Raw genomic sequence first — 12,425 nt, 5'->3', positions numbered from 1 at the left:
GGCCGGGGCGGATCCGTCCGGCGGGTCCGAGGGGGCCGTGGGTGCCGCCGTGGACGTGCCCGGGCCGCGGCCCAGGGGGCGGCGGGAGCGGGGGGCGGGGGTGTCGTTCATCGTGGTCCAGGGGGCGAGCGGAGGCGGCGAGCCCGCAGGCTACCGGTCACGCCCGGGGAAGCGGTGCCGTACGCGCCCGCAGGCCGCCTCAGCGTCCGCGCAGGCGCCGTACCAGGATGCTCGCGTCGCCCCGGGACTCCAAGTCCGCCAGGACCACCGCGACCGCCTCGCGGACGATGCGCCCGCGGTCCACCGCGAGGCCGTGCTCGCCGCGCAGCACCAGCCGCGCGTGTTCGAGGTCCATCAGTTCCTCGGCGGAGACGTAGACCGTGATCTTCTCGTCGTGGCGTTCCCGGCCACTGGGGCGCCGGCTCGGCGAGCGGCGGCCGCGGCGGGCCGGTGCGGCGGCGGCCGCCGCCTTGGCGGCCTTGGGCGCCGGGCCCGTGCCGGCCTCGGCGTCCGCCGCGCGGCTGCGCGGCTGCGCGGCCTCCGCCTCGGCCGCGGAGGCCGTGTGCTCCTCCGTGGGCCTGGCGGACGGCTGGGCGGACGGCTTGGCCGAGGAGGGCTCGGCGGTGGCGGCCGCCGGGTCGCTCTCGCCGCCCTGGCCGGGCACCCGGGCCTCACCGTGGGTCTGGCGTCGGGGCGTGGACGCCTGCAGCGCCATGCCCCCGGTCGTACGGAACAGCTCGTCGGCACCGGGCAGACTCACTCGGCGTGACACCGGGCGAGCACCTCCCTGGCGAGCTGGCGGTAGGCGGCCGCGCCGACCGAGTTCGAGGCGTACGTGGTGATCGGCTCGCCGGCGACCGTGGTCTCCGGGAAGCGGACGGTCCGGCCGATCACCGTGTGGTAGACGTGATCGTCGAACGCCTCGACGACCCGGGCCAGGACCTCACGGCTGTGGACCGTCCGGGAGTCGTACATCGTGGCGAGGATGCCGTCGAGCTCCAGCTCGGGGTTGAGCCGCTCCTGGACCTTCTCGATGGTCTCGGTCAGCAGGGCGACACCGCGCAGCGCGAAGAACTCGCACTCCAGCGGCACTATCACCTTGTGAGCGGCCGTCAGCGCGTTGACCGTCAGCAGGCCCAGCGAGGGCTGACAGTCGATCACGATGTAGTCGTAGTCCTGCATCAGCGGCTTGAGCGCGCGCTGCAGCGTGGACTCGCGCGCGACCTCGCTCACCAACTGCACTTCCGCGGCCGAGAGGTCGATGTTGCTCGGCAGCAGGTCCATGTTGGGCACGGCGGTCTTCAGCAGCACCTCGTCCGCCGACATGCCCCGCTCCATGAGCAGGTTGTAGACGGTGAGGTCCAGCTCCATCGGGTTGACGCCGAGGCCGACCGACAGGGCTCCCTGCGGGTCGAAGTCGACGAGCAGCACCCGTCGTCCGTACTCCGCGAGCGCGGCGCCCAGGTTGATGGTCGACGTGGTCTTGCCCACGCCGCCCTTCTGGTTGCACATCGCGATGATCTTCGCGGGGCCGTGCTCGGTGAGCGGGCCCGGGATCGGGAAGTACGGGAGGGGCCGTCCGGTCGGGCCGATCCGCTCGCGGCGCTGGCGGGCAGCGTCGGGCGCGAGGGTGGCCGCGTACTCCGGATCGGGCTCGTACTCGGCGTCGGGGTCGTAGAAGTGCCCCTCGGGCAGCTCGTCGTAGGCGGCGAAGTGGGTGGACTCTCGGCCACTCTCGTTGCCGGCCATGGCGTTCACGTGTTGGCCGTCCATCATCTTCATCGTGTGGGGTGTCGTCATGTGCTGGTGCGTCGCGAAGGTCCGGACAGCGACGGAGCCGACAGGCTGGAACCCGGACAACGGACCACCCCGGCCCGTCGCCGACGTTCCTGGTTGACCACCCCCGGGAGCAAATGTCGACTCATTCACAAGTCGTCTTACCTCCTTGGACGTGACCAGGAAACTTATCGATAGGTCAGCGTGGCACCATGCCGACGGTTGGCGACTCTATGGCGTGTCACCGCTCCGCAGCAACACAATCGGCCGGACGCGGCGGGATGTGTCGGCAACCGAACGGCTTTCTGTCAAGGGTGCATGGCCGTGCATCGCCACCTTTCGCGGGTGTGCGAAACGGCTAAAGGGTTACGTTCGAGGCGAGTTGTACGGGCACAGGGGTGCGTCCGGACATGCGTCCGGCCGGACCTCGTCGAACAAGGTCCGGCCGGATGCGTGAGGTTGACGGCCAGCGTTGACCGTACACACCGGGTTGAGCGGTGGTTGACGGGGAGTGAACAGCCGTCAGCCGAGGAGCGAGCTCAGCTCGACGTGCTCGAGACCGTGGGCCTCGGCGACCTCCTTGTAGACGACCTTGCCGTCGTGCGTGTTGAGACCCTTGGCCAGCGCGGAGTCGCGGCGCAGCGCCTCGACCCAGCCGTTGTTGGCCAGCGACACGATGTAGGGCAGCGTGGCGTTGGTCAGGGCGTAGGTGGAGGTGTTCGGGACCGCGCCCGGCATGTTGGCGACGCAGTAGAAGACGGAGTCGTGGACCTGGAAGGTCGGCTCCGCGTGGGTGGTCGGACGGGAGTCCTCGAAGCAGCCGCCCTGGTCGATGGCAATGTCGACAAGGACACTTCCGGGCTTCATCTTGGCGACGAGCTCGTTGGTGACCAGCTTCGGGGCCTTGGCACCCGGGATGAGGACGGCACCGATGACGAGGTCGGCCTCGACGACCGCCTTCTCCAGCTCGTAGGAGTTGGAGACGACCGTCTGGACCTTCGTGCCGAAGATCTTGTCGGCCTCGCGGAGCTTGTTGATGTCGCGGTCGAGCAGGGTCACGTGGAAGCCCATGCCGACGGCGATCTGGGTGGCGTTCCAGCCGGAGACGCCGCCACCGATGACGACGGCCTTGCCGGCGTGGGTGCCGGGGACGCCGCCCGGCAGGACGCCGCGGCCGCCGACGGAGCGCATCAGGTGGTACGCGCCGACCTGCGGGGCGAGGCGGCCCGCGACCTCGGACATCGGGGCGAGCAGCGGCAGGGCGCGGTTGGCCAGCTCCACCGTCTCGTACGCGATGGCGGTGGTCCCGGACTCCAGGAGCGCGTCGGTGCACTCCCGGGAGGCGGCCAGGTGCAGGTAGGTGAAGAGGGTCTGGTCCTTGCGGAGGCGGTGGTACTCCTCCGCGATGGGCTCCTTGACCTTGAGCAGCAGGTCGGCGGTGGCCCAGACCTCGTCGGCGGTCGGCAGGATCTGCGCGCCGGCGGCGACGTACTCGGCGTCCGTGATCGAGGAGCCCACACCGGCGTTCTGCTCGATGAACACCTCGTGACCGTTGCGCACGAGCTCGTGCACACCGGCGGGGGTGATGGCCACCCGGAACTCGTTGTTCTTGACCTCGCGGGGGATACCGACCTTCACGTCGATCACGGTCCTTGACTCAGGGGACTGGGGGCAAAGCGCTACACAGCGATAGATACCCGGCTACATGGTGACGCACCGGGATACACCGCGGTGAATCGCGGCGCACCCAGTCTAATGAAGGACTTCCCCGTGTCTAGCCTTACAAAGCATTAATCTTTCGCGGAACCACTACGGATTTCGTAGGTGGATCCACGGTGGCTGGTGTGGATGGAGGGGTCCGAGGTCCCCCCGGGGCCGGGGAGGCGGGGTGAGTCGTCCGCGACGGCCTCGGGAGTGCCCGGCGCCAGCAGCCGGCCGGCCGCGCCGCGGTGCAGCCGTGCGGCCGTCGGGTCGCCGAGCCGGTCGAGGGTGTCCGCGAGGCGCAGCTGGAGCGCGGCAAGGAGCCGTACGTCGCCGGCGCGGCGCGCCCATTCCACGGCCTCCTCGCAGGTGCGCAGCGACTCCTGGGGCCGCCCGGCGTACTCCTGGACCCTGGCCGCCTCGCTCAACGCCCGTGCGTGCCCCGGGACATCGCCGAGCCGCCGGTAACCGGCCGCGGCCGCACGCCAGTTGCGCAGCGCCTCGCCGTACCGGCCGGCGTAGGTGTGGACGGCGCCGAGCCGGCCGTAGAGCCGGGCCTGGTCGGCCCGCTCGTCGCGGGCGAGGCGCTGCGACAGGGCCCGCCCGTACCAGTCGGCCGCCCGCTCCCAGTCGCCCAGCTCCTGGTGGGCGCCGCCTACGGATTCCATGGCGCGGCCGGTCGCGTACGGGTCGTTCGCCAGGCGTCCGGCGTCCAGGGCCTCGCGATAGCGGGCCAGGGCGTCCTGGGTGCGGCCGGTGCTCGCGTCCAGGTCGGCGAGGTTCAGCAGGGCGGCGGCGCGCTCGCGGTGCAGGCCGCGCCGCTCGGCGACGCCCAGGACCAGCTGGTGCAGCCCGTACAACTCGGGGGCGGCGGCCTCGGTGCCCCGGTGCGCGGCGAGGGCGCGTACGAGGGCGGAGATCAGCCGGCGGGCGAGGGTGTCCAGCCGGCCGTCGGCCACCGCCAGGCGGGCGCAGGCCAGCAGGGCGGGCTGCCGCTGCCGCAGCCACTCGGCGGCGGCCGCGCGGTGGGGGAAGCGCAGGTTGCGGGGCAGCCCGGCCAGGCGGCGGCGCGCGGAGGAGCCGTCGGGTTCGGTGACCGCCCGGCAGGACTGGAGGAGCCGTACCGTCCGCTCCAGCATGCGCGCGCGGGCTAGCTGCACCTCGCCGGGCCGGTCCTCGGCCTCGAGCCGTTCCCGCAGCAGCGGGACGAGGCAGCCGGGCACCTCGTACTGGCCGTGCGCCCCTTCCCGTACGAGCCCGAAGGCGGCGAAGCCCTCCAGCAGCGAGGTGGCCGCGGAGACCGAGCAGCCGGCGAGTGCGGAGACCGTCTGGGCGTCGGCGAGGCCGAGCGGGGCGAGGACGAGCAGCCTCAGGGCGCGGGCGGCGGGGACGGGCAGGGCCTCGTAGGCCAGGTGGAAGGCGCGGGCCAGCGGGCGCAGGGCGACCGGCCGGTCCGGTTCGTCGGGCACGGCGCGCAGGCGCTTGGTGAGGTCGGCGACGGACGAGGTGGGCCGGGAGGCGAGCCAGCCGCCCGCCAGGACGAGGGCGGCGGGCTGGCCGCCGCACAGCTCGGTGAGCGTCTCGGCGGCCTGCGGGTCGACGGTGATCCGTACGGAGCCCGCGTAGCGGTCGAGGAGTTCGATGGCGGACTTCACGTCCATGCCGCCGACCGTGCAGGGCCGGACGTCGGGGATGCCGGTGAGCGGGCCGTGCGCCACGGCCACGACCAGGCACTCGTGGTTCTCGGGCAGCAGGGCGTCGACCTGCTCGGCGTCCGCTGCGTCGTCGAGGAGCAGCAGGACGCGGCGCTCGCGGAGGGCGTCGCGCAGGAGCGCGGTCAGCTCGTCCTCGTCGGCGCCGGCGGGGGAAGGGATCCCGAGGTCGTCGAGCAGGGCCCGGGCGGCCCGCTCGACCGGTACGGGGTCGCCCCCGGGTTCGGTCAGCCGGGCGCGCAGCACGCCGTCGCGGTAGCCCCGGGCGAGGTCGCGGACCAGTTCCTCGGCGAGGGCGGTACGGCCGCTGCCGGGGCGGCCGGCGATCAGCAGGACGCGGGCGCGGGGGGACTTGCGGCCGGCGAGGGTGTCGAGGCCGGCGCGCGAGATGTCGACGCGCAGGGTCTTCAGCTCGCGCTGCCGCCCCAGGAAGGGGGCGCGGCGCTCGAAGCCGGGGGGTGTGCCCGGGTCGTCGTGGCGCTGTGCCGTGGGACCACGTCCGGCGTCCGCCGGCGTGGAGCCGCCCGCGCCGGGCCGCTCGGCGTCGCCGATGTTCACCGCCTGATCCGTCACGGGCCACGCTCCCGTCCGTCTGCGCACGAGCCGATCCCGCCGGGTCTCCGCGCGGGTTCTCCGAGCGTAGTTCAGCCCGGTCGGCGAACGGCGCGGAGCGGGGCCCGCGGATCGCCCAATCGGATCAGAAGATGGTCACATGGAAATCCCCCGTCCGGCGGCCCCGTGAGCCCTTCCGGCCCGTCTCCCGCCGGACCGGCTGCCCGCCGACCGTTCACCCACCCGGACGGCTTCCGCCACCGGCTTGACCGGCCACTCCCACGGGCTCCGGCCGGACCGTCGGCCGGCGGCCGCAGCCACTCCCCGTGACCTCTCCTGTCAGGCCTGGAAGGGCCGCGCCGGCCAGGGGGCCTCGGCCGGGCGCAGGGCGGCGAAGCCGTCGCCCGAGCGGGCCGCCAGGGCCGAGAGGACGCCCACCACCAGGCAGGTGTTGTGGAGGTCGCCGGCCAGCACGCCCCGGGCCAGTTCGTCCAGCGGGACGCGGGCCAGTTCCATGTCGGCCTCCTCCTCGGAGACCTCGAAGCGGTCGCCGTCCGCCTCGGACAGGCCCCGCGCGAGGAAGATCCGTACGGCCTCGTCGCAGCCGCCCGGGGTGGTGTAGACGTCGGTCAGGACGTGCCACTCCCCCGCCTTGACGTGCGCCTCCTCGTACAGCTCGCGCTGGGCGGCGCGCAGCGGGTTCTCGCCGGGGACGTCCAGCAGGCCGGCCGGGATCTCCCACAGCTTCTGGCGCACGGGGTGGCGGTACTGGCGCAGGACCAGGACGCGGTCCTCGTCGTCGAGGGCGAGGACGGCGACCGAACCGGGGTGGACCTGGTAGTCGCGGCGTACGACGGAACCGTCGGGCATGACCACGTCGTCGGTGCGGACACTCGTCTTGTTGCCGCGGAACGGGGTCGCCGTCGCGGTGACCTGCCACTCCTCGGGCGTGTCCTTGATGGTCATGCGGGATCCTCCCTCGCGCAGAGAACGCAGAAAACCGGGGTACGGGCTCCGCGCCCGTACCCCGGTCAACCGTATCTCCTGTCGGCCGGGCCCCTACTTGGCGGCCTTCGCCTGCTGCTGGCGCTCGACGGCGGCCTTCACCAGGCCCGCGAACAGCGGGTGCGGCCGGGTCGGGCGCGACTTCAGCTCCGGGTGCGCCTGGGTGGCGACCAGGTACGGGTGGACGTCGCGCGGGTACTCCACGTACTCGACGAGCTTGTTGTCCGGGGAGGTGCCGGAGAAGACGATGCCGGCCTTCTTCTCCAGCTCCGCGCGGTAGGCGTTGTTCACCTCGTAGCGGTGGCGGTGGCGCTCCTCGACGTACGGCTGGTCGTCGTAGACCTCGCGGACGATGGAGCCCTCGGCGAGCTTGGCCGGGTAGAGGCCGAGCCGCATGGTGCCGCCCAGGTCGCCGGCGCCCTCGACGTACGCCAGCTGCTCCTCCATCGTCGAGATGACGGGGTGGGCGGTGGCGGCGTCGAACTCGGTGGAGTTGGCGTCCGGGATGCCGGCGAGGTTGCGGGCGGCCTCGACGACGATGCACTGGAGGCCCAGGCACAGGCCGAGCAGCGGGATCTTGTTCTCGCGGGCGTACTGGATGGCGCCGACCTTGCCGTTCACGCCGCGCTCGCCGAAGCCGCCGGGGATGACGATCGCGTCGACGTCGGCGAGCTGCTGTGCGGCGCCCGCCTGCGTCTTGCAGTCGTCGGAGGTGACCCACTTGACCTTGACGCGCGCCTTGTTGGCGAAGCCGCCGGCCCGCATGGCCTCGGTGACCGACAGGTAGGCGTCGGGCAGGTCGATGTACTTGCCGACGAGGGCGACCGTGACCTCGTGCGCCGGGTTGTGGACGCGGTCCAGCAGGTCCTCCCACGTCGTCCAGTCGACGTCGCGGAAGGGCAGGTCCAGCTTGCGCACCACGTAGGCGTCGAGGCCCTCGGTGTGCAGCACCTTCGGGATGTCGTAGATCGACTTGGCGTCGATGGCGGCGACCACGGCCGCCTCGTCGACGTCGCACATGAGCGAGATCTTGCGCTTGATCGCGGTCGGGACGTCCCGGTCGGCGCGCAGCACGATCGCGTCGGGCTGGATACCGATGTTGCGCAGGGCGGCCACGGAGTGCTGGGTCGGCTTGGTCTTCAGCTCGCCGGAGGGACCGATGTACGGGAGCAGCGAGATGTGCACGACGAAGACGTTGTCGCGGCCGACCTCGTGGCGGACCTGGCGGACCGTCTCCAGGAACGGCAGGGACTCGATGTCGCCGACCGTGCCGCCGACCTCGGTGATGACGACGTCGACGTCGTCGGTCGCCATGCGCCGGATGCGGTGCTTGATCTCGTTGGTGATGTGCGGGATGACCTGCACGGTGTCGCCCAGGTACTCGCCGCGCCGCTCCTTGGCGATGACGGTGGAGTAGACCTGGCCGGTGGTGACGTTGGCGGACCCGTCGAGGTCGACGTCGAGGAACCGCTCGTAGTGGCCGATGTCCAGGTCGGTCTCGGCGCCGTCGTTGGTGACGAACACCTCGCCGTGCTGGAACGGGTTCATCGTGCCCGGGTCGACGTTGAGGTACGGGTCGAGCTTCTGCATCGTGACCCGGAGGCCCCGCGCCTTGAGGAGCGCACCCAGGCTGGAGGCGGTCAGCCCCTTGCCGAGGGAGCTGGCGACACCCCCGGTGACGAAGATGTGCTTGGTCGTCGTGGATTTGGGCGGCATGGCCAAGAGGGGGCTCCCGTGGTCGCGGTCTGGAGGTGCGTACCGGCGTCCGATCCGGAAAATCGGAAGGATGACATCCGAAGGATTCCGGGGGTGCCGTCGCTGCGGTTCGGGGGCCGCCGATTGGTTCTGCGGCGCCCACCGGTCCACGGGCTACCAGGGTATCAGCGACCCGGGGTCGCCGCGTTCCGGCCACGCGCCCCGTCTGAATCAGCCAATGTTCAGGGATGTTGAGCTTCGTTCGAACCTGTGCGAGATAGGTGATGCGTTACGAGCGGTGCATGCATTCGCACAGCGGGGTACTGGCTCACTCGTTCAGCTCCCCTCGCTACCAGGAAGATCACACAGAGGACCTGGGCGCGTCGTATCCTGCTCGGACACCCGTTGCCGAGTCAGGCCCGTCATACGGCACCACCCCCGCCCGTCGCCCGGGACCCCCTCGTGTCAACGATCCTTGACCCTGACCCCAGTAAGCGCCCCGCGGGGCGAACGTGGCCGTTCGACTGGAGATTGCACGTGGCCGGGCGCATCGAGGACTACGCACTCATCGGAGACATGCAGACCGCTGCCCTGGTCTGCCGGGACGGCACGGCCGACTGGCTGTGCCTGCCCCGCTTCGACTCGCATGCCGTCTTCGCAGGACTCCTCGGGACCGAGGAGCACGGTTTCTGGCGCATCGGACCGATGCACGCCGAGGGCACCGAACCCCCCGTCGCCGACCGGCGGCGCTACCGCGGCGACTCCCTCATCCTCGAATCGGAGTGGGACACGCCGCGCGGCACGGTGCGCATCACCGACTTCATGCCGCCCCGTGACGGGGCCCCGCAGCTGGTGCGGATCGTCGAGGGCGTCAGCGGCCGCGTGAAGATGCGCTCCGCGCTGCGCATGCGGTTCAGCTACGGCCGGATCGTGCCGTGGGTGCACAAGATCGACAACCGGACGGTCGCGGTCGCCGGACCCGACTCCGTATGGCTCGACACGCCGTGCGAGACGTACGGCGAGGAACTGACCACGTACTCGGACTTCACGATCACCCCCGGAGAGCGGGTCGCCTTCACCATCAGCTGGCAGCCGTCGCACCACCCCCAGCCGCCGCTGCCCGACCCCGAGGCCGCCCTGGAGGCCACGAGCGAGTTCTGGCGCGAGTGGGTGGACCACTGCACCTACCGCGGCCCGTACCGCGAGGCGGTCATCCGCTCGCTGATCACCCTGAAGGCCCTGACGTACGCCCCGACGGGCGGGATCGTCGCCGCGCCCACGACCTCCCTGCCGGAGGACATCGGCGGCGTCCGCAACTGGGACTACCGCTACACCTGGCTGCGGGACGCGGCGATCACCCTCTCCTCGCTGCTGCGCACCGGCTACCGCGAGGAGGCCCGCGCCTGGCGCGAGTGGCTGCTGCGCGCGGTCGCCGGCGACCCCGAGAACCTGCAGATCATGTACGGCATCGCGGGCGAGCGCGAGCTGGGCGAGGCCGAGCTGGACTGGCTGCCCGGCTACGAGAACTCCGCGCCGGTCCGGGTCGGCAACGGCGCCGCCGCACAGCTCCAGCTCGACGTGTACGGCGAGGTCACCGAGGCCCTGCACCTGGCCCACATGACCGGTCTGGCCCGCAACGACTACGCCTCGCTCCTCCAGATCAAGCTGATCAACTATCTGGAGAAGCACTGGACGGAGCCCGACGAGGGCATCTGGGAGGTCCGCGGCCCCCGCCGCCACTTCGTGCACTCCAAGGTCATGGCGTGGGTGGCCGTCGACCGCACCATCAAGCTCATCGAGTCCGGCGACGCCGACGGCCCGCTGGAGCGCTGGCGCGAGCTGCGCGACGAGATCCACCGCGATGTGTGCGAGAAGGGCTACGACCCCGAGCGCAACACGTTCACGCAGTCCTACGGCTCCGACGAGCTGGACGCCTCGCTGCTGCTCATCCCGCAGATGGGCTTCCTGCCGCCGGACGACAAGCGGGTCATCGGCACGATCGAGGCGATCCAGCGGGAGCTGTCCACGGAGGACGGCTTCATCCTGCGCTACCCGACGCAGGGCTCGGACGAGGGCGTCGACGGCCTGCCCGGCGACGAGGGCGCGTTCCTCGCCTGCTCGTTCTGGATGGCCGACGACCTGGCGATGATCGGCCGGGTCGACGAGGCCCGCCAGCTCTTCGAGAAGCTGCTGGCCCTGCGGAACGACCTGGGGCTGCTCGCCGAGGAGTGGGACCCCCGGCTGCAGCGCCAGGTCGGGAACTTCCCGCAGGCGTTCAGCCACGTGCCGCTGATCGACACGGCACTGCGGCTGACCGCCTCCGGCGCGTACGGCGGCTAGCCGACCGCCGCGATCACCTCGCGGGCGGCGCGCTCCCCCTCGGTCGCGCCGCCCTCCATGAAGCCCTGGAAGTCGTAGCTGCAGTGCTCGCCGGCGATGTGGACGTTGCCCTGGGCGGTGCCCTCGTAGCCGGCGTAGCGGTGGAGGTAGCCGACGGGCCAGTACGAGTAGGCGCCCCGGGTGTGCGGATCCAGGTGCCAGGCGGAGAGCTGGGCGCGCCCGGTCCAGGCGGCGGAGGTGCCGGGGAAGAACGCGTCGACGCCCGCCAGCCGGCGCCTCGCGAGGTCCCGGACGTACCGGTCGGACTCCGTGGAGAATGGCCCGGCGGGCGTCAGCGCCCGGGCGAGGCCGCCACCGGCGTACTGGATGAGGATGCCGCCCGTACCGGGCTGGATCTTGGTGGTGTCCCAGGTCTGCTGGACGTCGGAGTCGGTGAAGCAGTCGCCCGCCGACACGCCCGGCCAGGGGCCGGTGCCGCGCCAGGGCCTGCTGGAGCACTGCAGGTTGAGCTTGGTGCAGTGGCCCATCCCGGCGTCGCGCAGCAGGTTCGTCATCCGGGCGTCGAACCCGGCCCGGCCGAGGTCGAGGCCCTGGAGGACGGGCAGCGGCACGCACAGGACCGTGTGGTCGGCGGTGACGGTGCGCACGGAGCCGGAGTCGTCGAAGGTGAGCGTCTGCGTGCCGTCGCCGTTGGCCCGTACGGCGGTGAGCGACCAGCCGTGGCGGATCGTGCCGTCCGGCAGGGACGCGGCGATGGCGCGCGGCAGTTGGTCGTTGCCGCCGATGACGTGGTAGCGCTCGTTGGACAGGCCCCAGATGTTGAAGTTGCCCGGATTGGTCTGGTAGCCCATCAGCAGGACGAGGGCGAGCGAGGACTGGTCGACGGTGTCGGCGCCGTACTCGACGGTGTACGCCACGTCGAACCACTGGCCCAGCGGTGAGGAGTGCCCACCCGGGACCCGCGTCTCGATCCACTCGTGGAGCGACATGGTGTCGAGCGCGGTGCCGGCCGGGGTGGTCCTGTTCCACATGACCTCGCCGGCCTCCGTCAGGTCCCGGTGCAGGGCCTGGTAGACGGCCTTGAAGTCCTCGTCGGCCCGGTCGCGCGGGTAGTAGGCGCCGTCGAACCAGAGGACCTCCTCGGCGCCGCTCGGTCCGCCGCCCAGGAAGTCCTCCACGGGCAGCGAGAAGCGGCGGCACAGCTCCAGCATCTTCTTGTGGCCGGTGTCGATCAGCTCGCCGCCGATCTCGGAGGTCTGCCCGTACGCCCAGTGGTCGCGCTGGGTGCGGATGCGGCCGCCTACGCGGGACGGGGTCGCCTCGTAGAGCGTGCAGGGCAGGCCCGCGTCGTGCAGGGTCAGGGCCGCGGTGAGGCCCGCGATGCCCGCGCCGACGACGGCGATCCGCGCGGCGGCGCCCGTCCGCGCGGGCACGGGCGCCGCCGCGAACGCGGGCGTGGTGGCCCCGGCGGTGGCCGCCAGGCCCAGGGCCGCGGCGCGACGGAGCAGCGTCCGGCGGCCGATTCCGTCCCGCTCGGCGCGCAGGCCGCGCAGTTCGGCGACGGGCATGCGCAGCCGCTCGGCGTCACGGTGTTCGGCGGCCAGCCTCTTCAGCAGGTGCATCGCCTGCGAACGTGCCATGGAG

General features: G+C 72.0%; 8 protein-coding genes. 1 reads left to right on the top strand and 7 read right to left on the bottom strand.

Annotated elements, in window-relative coordinates:
• Positions 1 to 199: 199 nt before the first annotated feature.
• The 6 genes from ABEB09_RS26505 to pyrG all read right to left on the bottom strand — a co-directional run bounded on the left by ABEB09_RS26505 (position 200) and on the right by pyrG (position 8,462).
• Positions 200 to 772 carry a hypothetical protein gene (locus ABEB09_RS26505; protein WP_345692423.1) on the bottom strand — a complete coding sequence of 191 codons (573 nt, stop codon included), beginning with the start codon at positions 770 to 772 and terminating at the stop codon, positions 200 to 202.
• A complete protein-coding gene (locus ABEB09_RS26500) occupies positions 757 to 1,860 on the bottom strand; it encodes a ParA family protein (protein WP_345692422.1) in 1,104 nt (367 codons plus the stop codon). The genes ABEB09_RS26505 and ABEB09_RS26500 overlap by 16 nt, the downstream gene beginning before the upstream one ends.
• A 438-nt stretch (positions 1,861 to 2,298) precedes the next feature.
• Entirely contained in the window at positions 2,299 to 3,414 is a 1,116-nt protein-coding gene (ald, locus tag ABEB09_RS26495) for an alanine dehydrogenase (RefSeq protein WP_345692421.1), read from the bottom strand.
• Positions 3,415 to 3,566: 152 nt separating this feature from the next.
• A complete protein-coding gene (locus ABEB09_RS26490) occupies positions 3,567 to 5,762 on the bottom strand; it encodes a tetratricopeptide repeat protein (protein ID WP_380842137.1) in 2,196 nt (731 codons plus the stop codon).
• A gap of 318 nt (positions 5,763 to 6,080) precedes the next feature.
• Positions 6,081 to 6,707, bottom strand: a complete 627-nt coding sequence (locus ABEB09_RS26485) for an NUDIX domain-containing protein (RefSeq protein WP_345692420.1) — start codon at positions 6,705 to 6,707, stop codon at positions 6,081 to 6,083.
• Between the two features lie 93 nt (positions 6,708 to 6,800).
• The gene (gene pyrG / locus ABEB09_RS26480) at positions 6,801 to 8,462 is read right to left on the bottom strand and encodes a CTP synthase (protein WP_345692419.1); all 1,662 of its coding nucleotides are present in this window, start codon (positions 8,460 to 8,462) and stop codon (positions 6,801 to 6,803) included.
• Positions 8,463 to 8,978: 516 nt separating this feature from the next.
• On the opposite strand from pyrG, the gene ABEB09_RS26475 reads away from it, so the two are divergent.
• Entirely contained in the window at positions 8,979 to 10,781 is a 1,803-nt protein-coding gene (locus tag ABEB09_RS26475) for a glycoside hydrolase family 15 protein (protein ID WP_345692418.1), read from the top strand.
• Here ABEB09_RS26475 and ABEB09_RS26470 read toward each other — a convergent pair.
• Positions 10,778 to 12,421, bottom strand: coding sequence for a flavin monoamine oxidase family protein (locus tag ABEB09_RS26470; RefSeq protein WP_345692417.1), 1,644 nt, complete (start codon positions 12,419 to 12,421; stop codon positions 10,778 to 10,780). The genes ABEB09_RS26475 and ABEB09_RS26470 overlap by 4 nt on opposite strands.
• Positions 12,422 to 12,425 lie beyond the last annotated feature (4 nt).

It is taken from the genome of Streptomyces coeruleoprunus (assembly GCF_039542925.1).
GTDB lineage: Bacteria > Actinomycetota > Actinomycetes > Streptomycetales > Streptomycetaceae > Streptomyces > Streptomyces coeruleoprunus.
This window is presented reverse-complemented; position numbering and strand designations above follow the sequence as displayed.

Excerpts from the sequence above, each read along its gene's own strand:
- ABEB09_RS26485 (WP_345692420.1), bottom strand. The coding sequence starts at position 6,707 with ATGACCATCAAGGACACGCCCGAGGAGTGGCAGGTCACCGCGACGGCG.
- pyrG (WP_345692419.1), bottom strand. The coding sequence starts at position 8,462 with ATGCCGCCCAAATCCACGACGACCAAGCACATCTTCGTCACCGGGGGT.
- ABEB09_RS26470 (WP_345692417.1), bottom strand. The coding sequence starts at position 12,421 with ATGGCACGTTCGCAGGCGATGCACCTGCTGAAGAGGCTGGCCGCCGAA.